This window comes from Methylomagnum sp. (genome assembly GCF_054333355.1).
The window spans coordinates 1-16875 of the sequence record NZ_JBTEKS010000001.1; the positions used below are offsets into that span (position 1 = coordinate 1).

Sequence of the window (16875 nt, forward strand, 5' to 3'; positions counted from 1 at the left end):
CTATGCCGATATTTACAATCACGCCATCCCCCAGCGGGCGCTGGGTCATGTCGCCCCCATTAACGCCCTCGCCGAATGGCGCGAGAGAAAGCCAGAATTATTCGTTTCGGCGGTAGACAATCTCACGGGTCTTGACAGCTACGAAAGCCCCGCATCAGGGGGGAGGCTTTGCTGAAAGGGTTATTCCAAGCGATGGCGCAAGGTGGGGCGTTCGGGGTTGAGGTTATCGACTGCTTCAACGGCGGGTTATTCAATGATGCGGATACTTTGCCGTTGACCGGGGCGGAATTCAAACAGCTTTTGGCGCTTTCGCATTTGGATTTGAGCAATATCGAACCGGCGATTTTTGGGATATTATTCGAGCGGGGTTTGGACCCGGCCAAGCGTTCGCAATTGGGGGCGCACTATACCGACCGGGAATCCATTATGCGCTTGGTTGATCCGGTTATCCGGGAACCGTTGTTAGCCGAATGGGAAGCCGCCAAGATTCAAATTGCCAAGTCCCGTAGATCGGGCATGTACCCATGCCCGACGCCATCGTTCCGTCCCCGAGAATGTTGGGCATGGAATACATGCCCAACCTACGAACTGGGGAAAACCGGCTGAAGCCTGTCCTGAACGGAGTCGAAGGGCCGGGACCACGAGCGACGGCCCGCCAACCCCTCAACTCAATGCTCATCCTCCGGCAGGAAGGCGTTCTGCAAAACGTAGTCCCCGACCTGCTCCCCCAGGGTAATTCCATTGGTGGCGTCGAACGACCAATGAACGCCCAGGAAAATCCGGCTCCGGGCGTTCTCCCACTCGATCTCGGAAATCGACGCATAGCTGCGCGGGATCAAGGGCCGGACCCGGCCCGTGTCGCTCGGCGGCTCGACTGGCAAAGCCGGCGGGAAGGGCGGCGCGAAGTCCAGGGTCTTGCCGTTGAGTTCCGCCGACACATGGCCTATCGAGACCCTGTCCGTGTCATAAAAATCGCGGAGAACCTGGGCCATGGCCGCCCCCAGCGTGGCGTGCCCGGACGGATACGACGGGAACGGCGGGGTGAAATCCGGCGTGTTGGGAAGGTTGCTGGCCTGGGCGCCGAGCGGCGTGTAGTTCGGGTCTTTGCTGGTCTGGCGGTTGCCATCCTCGTCGGCGGCGCGTATCCCTGAGACCGGGCGCCAGAATCGGTAGTAGTACTTTGAATCCCAGGCCGCGATGGCGGCGTCGGCCATCGCGACATTCGCCAACGCCAGCAGGCGGGCCAGCGGCGCCGCCTCCGTGCCTTTTTTATCGGCGATGCGGACGATGATCTGATTGTACTCACGGGGCGGCGTACCCACGTAAGGCGTGCCGTCGTAGGACCAATAAACCCCCACCAAGGTCTGCGGGAGGGTCCGCGAGGTCGGCGTGATGGGCCAACCGACCCCGCCCAGCAGCTTAACCTCCTTGAAGGCGTCGGCGTAGGCTTCACTCGTCAACGCGGGCGGCGGCGGCAGCCGGAACTGGCGGCCCGACCTCATCACGAACGGCTCCACTTTCCCCCAATAGGCGCCCAGCGCGATGGGGTTCATGCTGACCGGGTCCCGCCGCCATTTGCCCGGCCTATCGCTCTCGAACCCCTCGGCGGGCGGATCGGGAATCTGTGACCCGTCATCCTCCCGCAGGGCCAGAATCTCCGCCGCCGCTTCCTGCCCCAGTTCAACGCCCCGCGCCCGCGCCTTCTGGGGGATGCCACGCAGGTCTTCGGCCAGCCAGCGGTCGAAGCGGGTTTCCTGGGAAGGGTAGAGCGCCACCAGCGTATCGTGAGCGGCCTGCGCCACGGCGGCCTCGAAAGACGCGCCGGGCCGGGCAGGTTCCAGGTCCGTGTAACTTTGGTAGCCGCCGACGATGGCGTTCACCGCGTCGAAGACGGCGATCTGTACGATGGCCAGCGCCCGGCTGGTCCGCGTCGGCCCTTCTTGTTCCAGATACCGGGCGTGGTCGATGGCACCAGCATCAATGGCGATACTGTTCCAGCGCCGGACGATGTCAAGGCCGGACTTGGGCTGACTATCCAACAACTCCGAGCGCGGTACGGCGTCGGGATCAAAACTACCGGCGGGGCTGACGATGCTCGATGCCCAGGCCGAGACCGGCGGGGCTAGTCCTAGAAAGAAAGCGGTCAGCATCAACACAACAAGCTTGCAATCTTGTTTCAGGCTCATGTCCTCTCCTCCTGTGAGAGTTGTTATTCCATTATTGAAAATGCGGATGAAACAGAACTCGGGGGTATAGCGGCCAGGCTGATTTATGCTGGGCGGACCTCGGTATCGTTGCTGAATTTTGGGGGTTTCAAATAAGCAACAAAAATCTGGCTTTCATAATATTAACAGGGAGCTGTATAAGTTATTTACGCCCATTAAATCTATACATCGGCGGAGAAGTTAATTCTGACCTGTCAAGCTGTCAATATATTTCCGGCAGCGTAGGGAATACCACTCATGAATCCAGTATCTGACGATTGGATTTTGTTAGGATTTTGGGTGTCGATAACAGCGCGATGGCGCACATGAATACCGATTACCAAGAATGCGCCGGTGCCCGGATAAATCGGGCACATCCGCACGGAGGGCATGGAGCTTGGGATATGGATTCGCCAAACAAAGCGTGGAACGGCGATAAGCGTAAAAATGCGCTGCCACCCCCGCCGCCGCTCATTTAAAATCCCTTCCCCCAATTCAACCGAGAGATTAGCGATGACACACACAGTGCAGTGCGCCCGCTTGGGCGTGGAAGCCGAGGGGCTGGACAAGCCGCCATTCCCCGGCCAGCAGGGACAAAGGATTTACGAGAACGTTTCGAAACAGGCATGGCAGGAATGGCTCAAGCTGCAAACCATGCTGATTAACGAACACCGGCTGACGCCGTTCGAACCGGAGGCCCGCAAATTCCTGGCGGAGGAGCGGGACAAGTTCCTGTTCGGCGGCGCCAGCCAGATGCCGGAGGGCTATAAGCCCCCCGCCAATTAGTTGGTCGGCTCCTCGTCGTCCGGCGCGTAGGGATCGGGTGCCTCGGGGTCCGGGGCGCCTTCTTGGTCGGGCGAATAGGTCTGGGCCGGGGTGGCTTCCGGCGCGGTGCCGTAAGGCTGGGGCGGGTAAGTCCGGGAGGGCGGTGGCGTGGACCCGTAAGGGGACTGGGCCGACGGCGTGGCCGGACGGTTTTCGTAGCGGGGCGCCGCCTGGCCCGTCCCGTAGGGGTATTGCAGCGTTTGGCCGGGCTGGGCCGGGGGCGGCGCGGGCCGGGGCGTTTGGACGCCGCCATAAGCGCCGGGCACAGGTGGCCGGGGCACGGGCTGCCCCGCCCCGCCATAGGGATAACGGGGCGGGGCGGACGGATACTGGCTCGCGGGCGGCGTCGGTGGCGGGCTGACCTGGGTCGGCGGATAGGTCTCGGGGAGGGCTTCCATGGGCGGAGGCGGCGGAGGCTCCGCCTTGCCGATTTCCACGGGCAGGCCGGTCGGACTCGCCACGGCCTTCCGCACCGCTTCCCGGTCCAACAGGATGGGCCGCTTGGCGTGCGCCTTTTGAATCAGGTCCAGGGCCAGCCGTTGCAGGTAAACGGCCCGGATTTGATCCTTCCGCTTCTCTTCGGCCTTGATCTGCTCGGGCGTCTTGGCGTCTTCCCGCGCCAGCTCCGCCTCGGTCATGTCCTCTTCCGGCTTCTCCGGGGGAATGCCCGAGTCCTCGTCCAAGGGGCGGCTGACTTCCATGTACAGCTTGTCGCCCTGCCAACCCAGCTTGACCGGCTGGTTCACCAGATAAACCGGCGTGCCCACGGACACCATGGGGAACAGCCGGGCCACGTCCTCGTTGTACATCCTCATGCAGCCGTGGGTAACGCGGAGGCCAATGCCGAAGGACTTGAAGTTGGCTTCCGTGCCGTGGATCAGATAGCCGGGCACGCCCAGCCGCATGGCGAAGCGGCCCAAGGGATTCTCAGGGCCGGCGGGCACCACGGCGGGCAGGATGTCGCCCTTGGCGGCGTGTTCGCGGCGGATGGATTCGGGCGGCGTCCAGGTCGGGTCTTTCACCTTGGCGGCGATGCGGGTCTTGCCGACCGGCGTTCGCCAGTCCATCCGGCCCATGCTGATGGGGAAGCTAATCACCTCCCCCGCCGGGCCGAGCGGCTCGCCCACCTCGGTGGGTTCGACGGGCTTGGGCGGCGGGGGCGGCGGCGCCTTGACCACGACGGCGGGCTTACCCTTGTCGCCGGGTTTGCCTTTCGCGCCGGGCTTGGCCTTGGCGACGGCGGGCTTGGGCTTCGGGGGCGGCGCTTTCTTCACGATGGGCGCGTACTTGACGGGGTAGAAATACAGCCGCATTTCCGGGATGTTCACCACGATGCCGGCGCGGGGGGCGTCCGGCAGGACGAAGTGCTGCGGAATCAGAACCTTGGTGCCATCGCCCGGCAACCAGTGGTCGATGTTCAAGGGATCGTTGGCGAGGAAGATTTCTTCCACGCCGACGTTGTAGCGGCAGGCGATGTCGTACAGGGAGTCTTTGGGCAGGGCCGGGATGAAGCGGTTTTCCCCCACCAGGTCGCTGCCCGGAAAAATGGTCAGGGACCGCGCCCCGCCATGGGTGCAGAGGGAGTCGCCGCCGTTGGAGAAGGGCTGGCTGGCGGGGGTGTCGTAATCCACGGCGGGCGCGTCCCCTTCGATGGGCACGACCTCGTTGAGCGGGACATCCGCGTAAGTGAACGGGGTGCCCAAGGCCAGCAGGGCGACCGCCCATCGGACTGATCCCCACCAAGCGGCGTGTGTTGGTTGTTTTTGATTCCGCGACATCGTTGGTTTTACCTGCGTGAGATTATTTCGTCGGCGCGTTCTCGCCACCGAATATTTCCACCAGTTTAGGCAAGAATTCGGCCACTTCCAGGCTCATGACGGCGAAGTCGGCGTCGAAGCGCTCCACCGCGTCGCCCGCCTCCACGTCCGCCGCCTCTTCCTGCACCAAATCGAGGAACCGCAGCCGCTTGATGGTCAGGGCTTCGTCCAGCACCAAGCTGACGCGGTCGTTCCAGGTGATGGCGAGTTTGATGACCTCCTTGCCCACTTCCAGATGGTTCTGGATTTCCGGCGCGGAGAGGTCGTGCTTGCGGCAGCGGACGATGCCGCCATCCTCCTCCGGGGAACGTAGCTCGCACTCGCTTTCAAGGGTCACGCCGGGGGGCGGGCCTTCCTCCGTCAGCCATTGGGTCATCAAGGCGCTGGGCCGCTCGCGGGTGGCGAGGGGCGTCACCGGCAACGATCCCAAGACCTGCCGCAGCACCGAGGCGAATTCCTCGGTCTTCTTGGCGCTGGCGCTGTCCACCACCAGCCAGCCGCCCTTCGGGTCAAGGTAGCCGTAGATACGTTTACTGAAGCTGAACGCCCGGGGCAGCAGGTCTTGCAGCACTTCGTCGCGGATGCCGTCCCGCTCCTTCTTGCGCACCTGTCGGCCCTGCGCCTCCTCGATCTCCGCCACCCGCTCGGCCACGATCTCGTTGATCACCTGGCCCGGGAGGATTTTTTCCTCTTTCTGGAGGCAGAGCATCATGAAGCCATTGGTCGTGTGGACCAAGGGAAAGGTGTCCTTGCCCAACGGCGCGCTCCAGCCGACGCTGACCGGCTCCAGGCTGCCGCAGTGGCGGAAGCGGCGTTGTTCCAGGCGCTCCTCAAGTTCCGGCGGGGTCAGGGTGAACGGTTCGGTGATGCGCAGTAAGGCTAGATTTTTGAACCACATAGTGTGCTTAGGGCTGGGTGAAAAAGGGCGGAATTATGGCGAGTGGTGGCGGCTTTGTCATCCGGCGCTGTTGCGTCCCACCGGCTACTTCAGGCGCCATGCCGTCACCGCGAGCATCAGCCAGGCGGCCAGGAAGGCGGTCCCGCCGAAGGGGGTAATCATGCCCAGCCAGGTCGCGCCGGTCAGACACAACACATACAGGCTGCCGGAGAAGACCACGATGCCGCCGAACATCAGCCAGCCCGCCCAGCGGAGCAGCCGGGCGTCCGGGTGCCGCTCCGCCAGCAGGCCCACGAGGCCCAGCCCCAGGGCGTGCCACATGTGGTATTCGACGGCGGTTTTGTAAACCGCCATTTGCGCGTCGGTCAGGAGGTGCTTGAGTCCATGGGCGCCAAAGGCGCCGAAGCCCACCGCGAGGAAGGCGCTCACGGCGGCGAGGGAAAGGAAATGTCGGTGCATGGGGGTAGGGTGGCTTGCCGAAAAGCCGTAGTTTACCGGCAAGCCACCCCGTTGGGCGGGGCCATCACTTCGTCGTGCTGATGAACTTCGCCACGAATCCACCCACGTTCAGTTCCGTGGTCACGGAGGTGCTGCGCTTGGTGGCGCTGCGGTGGCGGACGCAGAGCTTCTGGTTGTTTTTAATGACCCCGTCGGCGGTGGTGAATTTCTTGTTCAAACAGCCGATTGAATATTCCCCGTCGCTGATAAAGACCGGCGCCTTGCCGACCTTGATCTTGGTGATGGTGACCGTGTTGGATTTGACCTGGGCGTTGAGCGCGGCCTTGGCCTTGGCTTTGAACTTGAACGCCTTGGGCAAGGTGTCATTGGCGCTGCCGCCACCCCCGCCACCGCCACCGCCACCGCCACCGCCTCCACCTCCACCTCCACCGCCGGGGGAGGCCACGGTGGTGCTGGAGAACACGGCGGCCAGGCCCGCCACCGTCAGGGTGGTGTCGGTTCGGGTGGCGGGCGTCGAGGCCGCCGTGTGCCGCACGCAGACCGTCTGGCCGTTGCCGATGGTGGCCTCGGCGCTGCTGAACTTGCCGTTGCAGCCGATGGAGTACGAGCCGCCGACCACGCCGATGGGCACCGGGGCCTCGATGCCGTTGATGGTGACGGGGTCGGAGGTCTGCACGGAGGATGTTCCAACGTTGGTCCTGGCCGCGAATGAGAACTCATCGGGCAGGGTGTCCAGGTTGCTGATGTCGTGGGTGGTGTACTGCGCCACGTAAATATCCGGGCCACCGGCGGCGGGTTTGTCCTGATAGCCGCCCTTGGTGCCGGGGTAGAGGGGCGACGGAGTGCTGGTCGTCACGTTGCCGAGGACGTACAAATCGCCGGTCTTGGGGTCCACGGGCGCGATGGCGTAGGCGACGCCTTGGTGTTCCGTGTCGTTGCCGGCGAACAGCGCGGCCTTGCCAGCGAGGCTGCCCAGGTCGGCGGAGAAGCGCAGGAGGCCGGGGCGGGCCATCCTGCCGTCGATGGCGAAGTCGCCAATGGCGAACACATCCCCGGAGATTGGGTTGCGGAGCATGTCGAACCGGGTGGGCGACGCGGCCACGGCGATCCGCGACTGGGTCAGCCGTTTCAAATCGGGGGAGAGCGTGGCCAAGAAGGGCTGGCTGGCTCCCTCTGTGCCCGCATAGCCGGGTCCGGCCAGGACGGGGAAGTCCGTCGAGGCGGTGTCGCCCCACAGGTATAGGATGGAGCCGTCGGTATTGAACAGCAGCTTGCGGCCTTGGTCGGTGCCCGCGCCGCCCAAATAGGTGGCTTGCTTCACCGTGCCGAGGTCCGCCGCCAGCGAGGCCACGAAAGCGTCCGGCTTGGTTTCGGAGGCCGCGCCAGCGGCGAGGGCGGGCTGGAAGCCACCCTCGGTGCCGGTAAAGCCGGTGAAGTCTGTTTGCCCGGTGACATAGACATCGCCGCTGCCGGGATGGATGGCGAGGCTGTTGGCAACGTCCGCGCCGGGGCTGCCGAAGGTCTTGACCTGTGCGAAGACGGTCAGGGATTCGGTCAAACGGACCAGCAGCGCGTCGGCGGTGCCCGGCGCCGGGGCCGATTCCGCGCCCGCGAAATAAAGGTCGCCGCTGCCGGGATGGATGGCGATGCCGTTAATCACGCTGGATTTGGAATCCGCCTTGTCGGGCGGCGCGTGGGCCGCGATGTGGCTGGATTGCTTTAGGCGTCCCAGCCCGGCGGAGAGCCGGGTGACGAAATACACGCTGGCCTCGTCGTTGAGCGCCCGCGCACCGTTCTGCATGGCGGGAATCGCCAGGGGGCTGCCGGTGCCCCACAGGTAGATGTCCTGGGATTTTGGATGAACGACCACGCCTTTGATGTGCAGGGGCGAGCCGTCCGCGCTATCAAAGTAGGTGGCCTGCTCCAATTGCTGCAAGGACTGTATTTGCACGCCGGGGTCGTCGGGATCGGGCCGGGTGATGCTCAATTTGGCGATGAAGGCGGCGTTCTCGTTTTGCTGATCTTCCTGGACGCCGCCATTGGTGCCGGGAAAGGTGTTGGTGAGTCCCGCCGTGTTGCCCAGCACATAAACCCCGCCCAGTTCCGGGTCGCTGTTGATGGTGATGGCGCTGGCCGTTTCCGCGCCCTTGCCTCCCAGATAAGTGGCTTGCAACAGGGGGTCGATGATGACCGGGCGGCGCTGGTCGTAACCACCCAGCGCATAGCCATAGCCATAGCCGGCGCCGTCCAGTCTGTAGCTCACCTTGACCGGCGTCCGGTGGCCGTCCCTTTCCTGCCAGGCCAGCGGGGGGCTGAATCGCACCGGGCCATTGCCCGTGCTGACGAGCAGGCCGCCGTCCCGCGCCACGCTCAGCGATCCCGCGCCATCCACGCCCATGCGGATGCGGGCCGGGTCGGCACCGGGCGCCACGGTGTAAATCTTCTCCACGTTCTTGCCATGGGCGCGCAGTTCCACCCGCACGCCGGGGAAGACCTCGCCCAGCGCCACGCCGCCGAAGGTGTCGGCGTTCCGCGTCACCGCCTCGCCGTTCTTCGTCTTGATGTAGCTCACATGGCTGACGCCGGGCGCCACGCCCGCGGGCCGGGGTTGGCCCCGCTCAAAGCGTTCCACCAGGGTCCAGCCGCGTCCACCCGGCTGGGTCGGCGGCAGTGAGTAGACCATTTCGCCGTTCCGGGTGACGTACACCGTGCCGGCGAAGGTCTGGGCGTAGAACCCCACACGCGGGTCAGTCTGCCCGGCGTTGGCGATGAAGGGTAGGTTCAGGCCATCCAACTGGACGGTGGCCTGGGGGGGAGTGAATTGGGCCTGGCCCGAGCCGGGCGTCAGGGCGGTCAGCGCGGCGGTCGATAGCGCCAGCACCAGGGGTTTAATCCGTCGGATCGGGGGACGGCGAGTGATTGCGGGCATGGTGTGTGATTCCTCGGAATTAGGTAGGAGTGATTGCTGTGGTATCCAAGGTTTAAAGGCACCGCCCTTGTTTATCAGCCGTGCGGTCCCGGTACGAAGCCCCCAGGGATGCATGGATTGAGTGGCGGTTGTTTTTCTTATCGTGGCGGCGCTCAATGGCGCAATCGCCGTGCCCCGGACCCTGTGGGTAATGCCGTTGGCGTCAAGGATGCGCCCGGAGCTGCCGTTAAGAATAGCTTGTGTGACGGGGCAGTGACTACCAGGGTCAGCCGTTCTCGCATCAGTTCGAGCAGCCGGACGGCGTCAGTTGGCTATCCGAATCGGGCCTGACTGATTCAGCAAACTCAGTGTTTTGTATTGGGTGGGGTTCGCTGGGATGGATGGCCCGGCGGCCACCCGCTAGCAGCGAGAGGATTAGGGTGAGGGTCATAAGGATGGGGCCGAAAACAATTTCCCGGAATTAGGCGATTTCCGGGAATAGCTCCCCCAACCAAAAGCCGAAATTTATGGCTCGTAGTCCCGGCTTCGGTCAGTGCTGGACCGGCTGTGGACGTGCCGCCATCCAAGCGGAGAAGCCTTCCGTAGCGCGGCAGCGTATGACGCTCCCGCTCAAGACAAGAAGTTGATGTAATTCAAATCCCCCGCCGAATCCACCAGCAGCACCCGGTCGGCCTTCTTCCGCAGCGCGTCGCTCAGCATGGCGGACGAGGACACCACCGTCACGACCTTGCCCTTCTGATGGACGATCTCCACCGCCGGCACGTAGTCCTCGTCGCCGCTGACGATCATGGCGATGTCGTAGGCGTTCTCGTAGGCCAATGCGACCACCTGGGTGGCGAGATACACATCTACCTGTTTCTCGCGCTGCTCGCCGTATTCGTTGGCCCGCCGCTCGAAGTGCTTCACGTAGAAATATTCCTGACCGTCCAGCCAGTCATAGAAGCGCTGGAGTCCCGAACCGCTGCCAGCGGCACTGGAACAAACGAAGTAGACCTTGATGAGGTCCATGTTCCGCGTCAGGGCTTGGACGAACTTCTGGAAGTCGAAGCGGGCGCGCTCGGGAAACGCCCCGTCGGTGAGCTTCGTCAGGGATTGGTGAAAATTACTGTAATCAAGGAAAACGATGACCCGCTTCATGCTCATTTCTTCTGTAGGCGGAGGGAGTTCATCACCACGGAAACCGAACTCAAGGCCATGGCGAGGGAGGCGATCATGGGGTTGAGCTTGCCGAAGGCGGCAATGGGGATGGCGAGGGTATTGTAGCCGAAGGCCCAGAACAGGTTCTGCTTGATGACCTTGAGGGTGTCGGCGCTGAGTTCCATGGCGGCGGCAACCTTGGTGATGTCGCCGCTGACCAGGGTGAGGTCGGCGGTCTCGATGGCCACATCGGTGCCGGTGCCGATGGCGAAGCCCACGTCGGCGGCGGCGAGGGCCGGCGCGTCGTTGATGCCGTCGCCGATCATGCCCACCTTGGCGCCCTGGGCTTGCAATTCGCGGACGATTTCCAGCTTGCGCTCCGGGCGGGCGTGGGCGATGACATCGGTGATGCCCACGAGTCCGGCGACGAATTGGGCCGTGGCTTCGGTGTCGCCCGTCACCATCAGGGTCCGCACGCCCAGCCGGTTGAGTCGGGCGATGGCCTCGGCGGCGTCGGCGCGGGGCCGGTCGGCGATGCCGAACAGCGCCGCCGCTTCGCCATCGAGGGCGCAGAACACCGGCGTCTTGCCTTGTTCGGCTAGGGTGTTGGCGCGGCCTTGCAAGGGTTCCAAGTCGATGCCGGATTCCTCCATCCAGGCCCGGTTGCCGATCAAAATTTCATGGCCGTCCACTTTCGCCTGCACGCCCCGGCCCGGAATGGCTTCGAAGTTTTCGGCGGCGCGGGTGGCCCCGCCCTGCTCCTGGGCATAGGCCACTACGGCTTTGGCGAGGAAATGCTCGGAGTTCAACTCGGCGGACGCGGCCAGGGCGATGAGTTCCGCGTCGTCCAGCTTCGACACGTTGCGGAAGTCGGTGACGTAGGGTTTGCCCTCGGTGATGGTGCCGGTCTTGTCGAACACGATGGTGTTGAGGTGGGTCGCCATTTCCAGGCTTTCGCCGTTGCGGATGTAGATGCCGCGCTGCGCCGCTTGCCCGGTGCCCACCATGATGGCGGCGGGCGTGGCGAGTCCCAGGGCGCAGGGGCAGGCGATCAACAACACCGTGATACCGGTGGCGAAGGCGACGGTGAAGCCCGCCCCGGCCAGCAGCCAACTGGCGAAGGTTAATGCGCCAATCGCCATGACGCTGGGGACGAACACGGCGGAAATCCGGTCCACGGTTTTCTGGATGGGCAGCTTGGATGACTGGGCTTGGTCCACCATGTGGATGATGCCGGCCAGCACGGTGTTGGCGCCGACGGCGGTCACGCTCACCTGCAAGGCGCCGTTGCCGTTGAGGCAGCCGCCGACCACGCTGTGCCCGGCTTCTTTCACCACCGGCAGGCTTTCGCCGGTGAGCATGGCCTCGTCCACGGTGGACAGGCCATCGACCACCACGCCGTCGGTGGGCACCTTCTCGCCGGGGCGGATCAGGATCACGTCGCCAATCACCAAATCGTCCACCGGCACGGTGACGACTTCCCCGTTCCGCAACAAATTGGCGGTGGCCGGTTGCAGGTCGAGCAGGCGGCGGATGGCGGCGTGGGCGCGGCCCGTGGCTTTTTCCTCCAGGTAACGGCCCAGCAGCACGAAGCAGACGATGCCAGAGGCCGCGTCGAAATAGAGATAGGGGCGGCGGAAGAACAAGGCCGTGGTGCTGTAGACATAGGCCGCGCCCACCCCCAGCACGATCAGGCTGTCCATGTTGGCCGAGCGCTGCTTGGCGAGCTTGATGGCCTTCTGGAAGAACGGCTTGCCCGACCAGAACACGATGGGCGTACTCAGAACCAACTGTGCCCAGCGCCACACCCAACCCTTCCATTCCGCCATGGCGATGATGGTCACGGGCACGCTCAGGACAGCGGCCCAGATGGCCCGGCGCTTGGAATCGGCCAGACGCTTTTCCTCCCGCTCGACGAGGAGCTTGCGCTGCGCCACGGTGTCCAGGGGCAGGGCGCGGTAGCCGAGGCTTTCCACGGCGGCGTAGACCTCCTCCTTCGGTAGGGCGCCGCGCACGGTGGCGGACTCCGAGGCCATGTTGACCACGGCGGAGCGGACGCGAGGGTCGCGCCGCAGCACCAGTTCGATCAGTAGGGCGCAGGAGGCGCAGGAGATGCCCTCGACGGCGAAATTGATGTCCTTCTCCACGCCCTCGCCGTCCACCTCGCCGATATGGCGCGGCTTGGCGCGGGCACGGCCTAGGTTGGGAATCACCGCATCCAGCAAGGCGTAGAGATTGGTCCTGGGCAGGCGGGCCGGGTCGAAATGGATGGTCATGGACCCGATGTCCGGCACCACCCGGATGGCTTTAATGCCGCTGCGTTTCCGCAGCAGGATTTCCAGGATGTAGAGGCGCTCCGCGTCCTTGCGGAGGCTCTGGGCGACGACGCGCACCCGCCGCCGGAGTTGGTGTTCGATGCGGAAATGGCGCGGTTCGAAACCGACCGGCGCGGCGGGGGCGGCGTGCATGGGGGACTCCTAAGAATCAGGCGGGCTTGGGCAAGCGGGCTTGCACCGACAGGTAGATCAAGTAAAAGGTCGCCATCCACTCATAGCGGTGCTGCCAGGGATTCGGCAGCCACAGATAGAGGATGTGGTGCCAGTGGAGCTTGATGAGGTAGAGCATCAACAGGTCGTTGAAGAACTCGGTCATCCAGCGGGGCTTTTGGCTGACGGCCTTGAAACCGCCGCCCGCGAGGATGCCCAGCGCCGTGACGGTCTCCCGCGCTTCTTGCAGCTTCTCGCGCACCCATTCGGCGAGTCCTGAGGCGGCGGCTTGCGGTTGGAGCGAGCGCGATTCTTCCGCGCAGCAAGCGCCGGTCGAGGCGTTGGGTTTCGCGGTCCCGGTGGCTTTGCCCGCCAGTTCCCCGATCAGGGCGTACAGGCGTCGGACCACGGCGGCGAAGTCGCACACGGTGTCGAGGAAACGGATGGAGAGCTTGTTCTGCCGGGCGTAGAGGTCCACCCGGTAGATGCCTTCCATGGATTGCAATCCCGAAACCAGCCGCTCGCCCAGGCCGGGCGTACACAGCACGGCGGGCAGGGCGAAGCGTAGGTGGCCTTCGGATTGGTGGCGGAGTAGGACGTGTTGTTGAAGCGACATGGGCGTGTCTGCAACGGTCAGGGTTTACGAGATTCGCACCCTGTCATCCGGGGGGAAGGTTTGGGCGGGGGCAAAAAGAGCAGAATCCTTTTGGTTCCCGCGCCCCAACCCTCTCCCGGAGGGAGAGGGGGATGGGTTGTCCGGGCGGGCCTTGGCTAACCGCTGGTTAATGGGTCAAGCCGCTCCGGGAGCGTCGTCGGCCAGGTCGGCTTCGTGCGAGCCTTCCGCGCAATCCTTGCATTCGGCCACCAGGTCTTCCAGATTCTCGCGCTGTTGCAGCACGAAGTCCTTGCCCTTTTCCGTGGCGCGGGTGGCGTTCTCGATGATCTCCTTGCGGTACTTGTGGGCCAAATAGCCGACGGCGATGCCGGCGCTGAAAATGAGTAGCGGATGTCTGGCTAATATGCTCATAAGGCTTTTCCCCGATTGTGTGGTGGCTGCAACAGTGGCGGCGCCGACGACGGCGCCCGTGGCGGCGTGCTTGGGCGCGCTCGCCAGCATGTGCCCGGCGTGTTCCATCATCGCGCCCATATTGCTGGCCCCATGGGCGGCATGGGCGGCGTGATGCGCATGGGCGGCATGGGCACCAGCGGTTTTGGCGGCGGCGGCCGCCCCGTGTACGTGTGCCATGGTTCTCTCGTGAATGAGTGGTTAGGGTGAAAGAAACTTGGCCGGATCAGTCCGGCTGTCCAACCGGCGGGATTCTAGTAGAAAGCGCTAATGTACGGCAATCAACCGGGGTCCGGCGTGGGTGGCTCGTCGCGAATCTCGTCCTCGTGCAACATGCGGAAGATGCCCTCGCATCCCTCGCAGCAAAAACGCTTGCGGCCTTCGACGGTGAACAGTTCGAAGCCGGTGGACTCCACGGGCAGTTGGCAAAGATCGCAGTGATAAATCGTGGCGTTCATGGCTTTTGGTGGTGGCAGAAAACACGCCCCTAAGGATAACCGCACATTCAAAAATAGGCGGGACAAAAAAATGCGCCTCCCGGTTAAGGGGGGCGCATTGCCAAGGGGGAAGCGATTATTCGGATTCGGGGCGGGTGGTTAATGGCAATTAAAGCTGTCGGGCGCGGTTTCCCCGTGGCTGTTCTTGCCATTGACCACCCGGCTGGAGGCGCGCATCAGGGCGATGCGCATGGCGCCGGTCAGGGCCGCGTCCAATCCGAGGCGTGCGGCGAAGGCCGGCAGCAGGATGATGGAGGCGAACGCCAACCCCGTGCCGAGTAGCAACGCACCGGAGTTGGACGGTTGGGGGAGAGCCAGAGCCTTACTTGTTGCCATGTTGGAACCTCGCTTAACGACTATTGAAGTGGGCGAAATAAATCATTGCCGACAAGTGGAACAAGCTTCGTGCCAGTTCCGAAACCCGCGTGATTTCATGGCCTTGGCGTTTAGGAGGGCGATGCCTTAGGTTCCGGCAAGGGGAAAATCCACAATGGGTGCGGCATATGCCGCACCCGGCTCTGGCTTGGCTGGCTTCCCTGGTGGGCTGCCGTGAGGCTATCTTACCGGGATGCGCTTGGCCAAGCTTGGCTCAAGTCTTGCTAATTCGCTAGGTTCGACCATGCCGGGCCAATACGCACGGTAAATAACATCCCCGCCATGGATGGCCGGAACAACGATCACAATCATTCCGCCATTTTCCGAACCCATGAGCACCCGCCCCGATTTTTCTTCATCAGCCACCCCTGTGCCGACGCCCGGCTCGTTCAAGCGGTTCAAGGAGATGCTGCACCGCCTGTTCACCATCCTGCTGATCGCCGTCGGCATCCTGTTCTTGCTCAATCTGGACCGCTTCATGAGCGGCCATCCCGAGCTTCCCGTGGACGGCGACCGGCTGAGCTATGCCTTGCTGTTCATCGCCGGGCTGTTCACGGGCTTTCATTGCGTGGGCATGTGTGGCGCCTTGGTGGTGGGCTACACGGTCAAGGCGGCGGGGGAGGGCGGCTCCAAGTACCTCACCCATGCCTACTATGGGGCGGGGAAAACCTTGTCCTACACGGTCATCGGCGGCTTGTTCGGGGCGCTCGGGGCCATTATTACCTTCACGCCCTTCATGCGGGGCATGGCGGGATTGGCGGCGGGGATATTCCTGCTGTTGTTCGGGCTTGCCACCCTCAACCTGTTCCCGTCGCTGAGCCGGTTCCGCATCAAGATACCGGGCTTCGTCATGAAGCGCTTGGGCAAGGCGTACCGGAGCAACAGCAATCCTTTCGTGATTGGCCTGTTGAACGGCTTGATGGTCATCTGCGGCCCCTTGCAGGCGATGTACATCATGGCGGCGGGCACGGGCAATCCGCTGGATGGGGCGAAGATGCTGTTCGTGTTTGGCCTCGGCACCCTGCCGGTGATGATGGGCTTCGGCGTGCTGACCAGCGCCCTGTCCAAGCAGCTCGCGCCGAAGATCGTCAAGGCGTCCGGCGTGGTGGTCATCGCCCTCGGCGCCATCATGCTCAACCGGGGGCTCGACATGGTGGGGCAGGGCTATGATTTCGATTCCCTCGTGGCCCGCTGGACGCCGTCTGCTTTGAGCGGGGCGTCCGAAGAGGCGGTGCCGCCGGAAGCCCAGGTCATCCGCATGGCGGTCAACAAGAACGGCTTCGAACCCAACGAGTTCGTGTTGCGGAAAGGCGTCCCGGTGCGATGGAGCATCCAGGGCGAGGAACTGAGCTATTGCAACCACCGCATCGTCATTCCGTCCTTAGGGCTGGAGTTCGACGTGCAAAAGGGCGAGAACCTCATCGAATTCACCCCCAACCAAACCGGCGTGATCCCGTGGAGTTGCTGGATGGGCATGAACCGGGGCGCTTTCCTGGTCCACGAGGAAACGCCCCACATCGCGACGGCGGCGGCTCATCCTCCCGCCGCGCTGCATGACCACGGCCACAATCACGCGGCCATGGGGCACGGTCACGACCATGGGCATGGTGGCCCGTCCACGCCGCCACCCGAATGGATGAAGCCGTTGCTGGAAAAAAGCGCGGCGGCCATCGAGACCTTGCGGCGCAGCCTGCGTCCTTGAAGGGGCGTGTAAAAAGCTGGATTTCGTGACGTGAAATCTAATATTCCCGTTGGGGAGGTGGGTTTATTTGATTGATCCCACTGGAGCGCGGGCCTCTGGCCCGCGGGCGGGCGGGACGCCCGCGCTCCGACCGTGCTGCCGCCAACCAATAAAACCCACACCCGAAGCTTCCAAGCGCCGCCCCGGTTACGGCAATTACCCCACCCTATATTTGGAGTGCGGTATTTGCCGTATGCGCCTACGTCGAGCGCCATGCCTTCACCGATAAATTCCCCTTGATTTCCGCCATCTCCAAGGCTTTGGTGTGAATTTTGCTAATACGCCAGCCCAAACCCATGCTTAAACCCAGCTTCGCGGATAGGCCGCGCCTTATCGAAGGCGTGAACACGGCGGGGGTGGAAGGCTTGCGGTTGGCTGCCCGGTGATCCAGTCCGGCACCGGGTTGATATTTGCGAAGGCTAGGCCGCTGGCGAGCGCGGT

13 protein-coding genes are annotated in these 16875 nt (G+C 63.7%); 2 read left to right on the forward strand and 11 right to left on the reverse strand.

Annotation, left to right across the window (positions count from 1 at the left end; translation table 11 throughout):
* Nucleotides 1–668 precede the first annotated feature (668 nt).
* Nucleotides 669–2186 (reverse strand): phosphatase PAP2 family protein, encoded by a 1518-nt coding sequence (locus ACXWUF_RS00005; RefSeq protein WP_458492585.1) that lies wholly within the window; start codon nt 2184–2186, stop codon nt 669–671.
* A 531-nt stretch (nt 2187–2717) separates the two neighbouring features.
* On the opposite strand from ACXWUF_RS00005, the gene ACXWUF_RS00010 reads away from it, so the two are divergent.
* On the forward strand, nt 2718–2990 hold the full coding sequence (locus tag ACXWUF_RS00010; RefSeq protein ID WP_458492586.1) for an oxidative damage protection protein: 273 nt from the start codon (nt 2718–2720) through the stop codon (nt 2988–2990).
* Here ACXWUF_RS00010 and ACXWUF_RS00015 read toward each other — a convergent pair.
* The 10 genes from ACXWUF_RS00015 to ACXWUF_RS00060 all read right to left on the reverse strand — a co-directional run bounded on the left by ACXWUF_RS00015 (nt 2987) and on the right by ACXWUF_RS00060 (nt 14654).
* On the reverse strand, nt 2987–4807 hold the full coding sequence (locus ACXWUF_RS00015; RefSeq protein WP_458492587.1) for a L,D-transpeptidase family protein: 1821 nt from the start codon (nt 4805–4807) through the stop codon (nt 2987–2989). The two genes, ACXWUF_RS00010 and ACXWUF_RS00015, sit on opposite strands and share 4 nt — an antisense overlap.
* A 22-nt stretch (nt 4808–4829) precedes the next feature.
* On the reverse strand, nt 4830–5744 hold the full coding sequence (rdgC, locus tag ACXWUF_RS00020; protein WP_458492588.1) for a recombination-associated protein RdgC: 915 nt from the start codon (nt 5742–5744) through the stop codon (nt 4830–4832).
* Between the two features lie 84 nt (nt 5745–5828).
* Nucleotides 5829–6203: a DUF423 domain-containing protein gene (locus ACXWUF_RS00025; RefSeq protein WP_458492589.1), complete on the reverse strand. Its 375-nt coding sequence runs from the start codon at nt 6201–6203 to the stop codon at nt 5829–5831.
* Between the two features lie 64 nt (nt 6204–6267).
* A complete protein-coding gene (locus ACXWUF_RS00030) occupies nt 6268–9132 on the reverse strand; it encodes a DUF7948 domain-containing protein (RefSeq protein ID WP_458492590.1) in 2865 nt (954 codons plus the stop codon).
* A 609-nt stretch (nt 9133–9741) separates the two neighbouring features.
* Nucleotides 9742–10269, reverse strand: a complete 528-nt coding sequence (locus tag ACXWUF_RS00035) for a LabA-like NYN domain-containing protein (protein ID WP_458492591.1) — start codon at nt 10267–10269, stop codon at nt 9742–9744.
* A gap of 2 nt (nt 10270–10271) precedes the next feature.
* A complete protein-coding gene (locus ACXWUF_RS00040; protein WP_458492592.1) occupies nt 10272–12737 on the reverse strand; it encodes a heavy metal translocating P-type ATPase in 2466 nt (821 codons plus the stop codon).
* A gap of 16 nt (nt 12738–12753) precedes the next feature.
* Nucleotides 12754–13371, reverse strand: a complete 618-nt coding sequence (locus ACXWUF_RS00045) for a hypothetical protein (protein ID WP_458492593.1) — start codon at nt 13369–13371, stop codon at nt 12754–12756.
* Between the two features lie 174 nt (nt 13372–13545).
* Nucleotides 13546–14001 (reverse strand): hypothetical protein, encoded by a 456-nt coding sequence (locus ACXWUF_RS00050; RefSeq protein ID WP_458492594.1) that lies wholly within the window; start codon nt 13999–14001, stop codon nt 13546–13548.
* A gap of 101 nt (nt 14002–14102) precedes the next feature.
* Nucleotides 14103–14279: a heavy metal translocating P-type ATPase metal-binding domain-containing protein gene (locus tag ACXWUF_RS00055; RefSeq protein ID WP_458492595.1), complete on the reverse strand. Its 177-nt coding sequence runs from the start codon at nt 14277–14279 to the stop codon at nt 14103–14105.
* A gap of 138 nt (nt 14280–14417) precedes the next feature.
* Nucleotides 14418–14654 (reverse strand): hypothetical protein, encoded by a 237-nt coding sequence (locus tag ACXWUF_RS00060; protein ID WP_458492596.1) that lies wholly within the window; start codon nt 14652–14654, stop codon nt 14418–14420.
* A 370-nt stretch (nt 14655–15024) separates the two neighbouring features.
* Here ACXWUF_RS00060 and ACXWUF_RS00065 point away from each other — a divergent pair, with 370 nt between their 5' ends.
* A complete protein-coding gene (locus ACXWUF_RS00065; RefSeq protein WP_458492597.1) occupies nt 15025–16395 on the forward strand; it encodes an urease accessory protein UreH domain-containing protein in 1371 nt (456 codons plus the stop codon).
* The last annotated feature ends 480 nt before the right edge of the window (nt 16396–16875 follow it).

Coding starts and splice junctions, on each gene's coding strand:
- ACXWUF_RS00005 (WP_458492585.1), bottom strand. CDS start 2,186: ATGAGCCTGAAACAAGATTGCAAGCTTGTTGTGTTGATGCTGACCGCT.
- ACXWUF_RS00010 (WP_458492586.1), top strand. CDS start 2,718: ATGACACACACAGTGCAGTGCGCCCGCTTGGGCGTGGAAGCCGAGGGG.
- ACXWUF_RS00015 (WP_458492587.1), bottom strand. CDS start 4,807: ATGTCGCGGAATCAAAAACAACCAACACACGCCGCTTGGTGGGGATCA.
- rdgC (WP_458492588.1), bottom strand. CDS start 5,744: ATGTGGTTCAAAAATCTAGCCTTACTGCGCATCACCGAACCGTTCACC.
- ACXWUF_RS00025 (WP_458492589.1), bottom strand. CDS start 6,203: ATGCACCGACATTTCCTTTCCCTCGCCGCCGTGAGCGCCTTCCTCGCG.
- ACXWUF_RS00030 (WP_458492590.1), bottom strand. CDS start 9,132: ATGCCCGCAATCACTCGCCGTCCCCCGATCCGACGGATTAAACCCCTG.
- ACXWUF_RS00035 (WP_458492591.1), bottom strand. CDS start 10,269: ATGAAGCGGGTCATCGTTTTCCTTGATTACAGTAATTTTCACCAATCC.
- ACXWUF_RS00040 (WP_458492592.1), bottom strand. CDS start 12,737: ATGCACGCCGCCCCCGCCGCGCCGGTCGGTTTCGAACCGCGCCATTTC.
- ACXWUF_RS00045 (WP_458492593.1), bottom strand. CDS start 13,371: ATGTCGCTTCAACAACACGTCCTACTCCGCCACCAATCCGAAGGCCAC.
- ACXWUF_RS00050 (WP_458492594.1), bottom strand. CDS start 14,001: ATGGCACACGTACACGGGGCGGCCGCCGCCGCCAAAACCGCTGGTGCC.
- ACXWUF_RS00055 (WP_458492595.1), bottom strand. CDS start 14,279: ATGAACGCCACGATTTATCACTGCGATCTTTGCCAACTGCCCGTGGAG.
- ACXWUF_RS00060 (WP_458492596.1), bottom strand. CDS start 14,654: ATGGCAACAAGTAAGGCTCTGGCTCTCCCCCAACCGTCCAACTCCGGT.
- ACXWUF_RS00065 (WP_458492597.1), top strand. CDS start 15,025: ATGAGCACCCGCCCCGATTTTTCTTCATCAGCCACCCCTGTGCCGACG.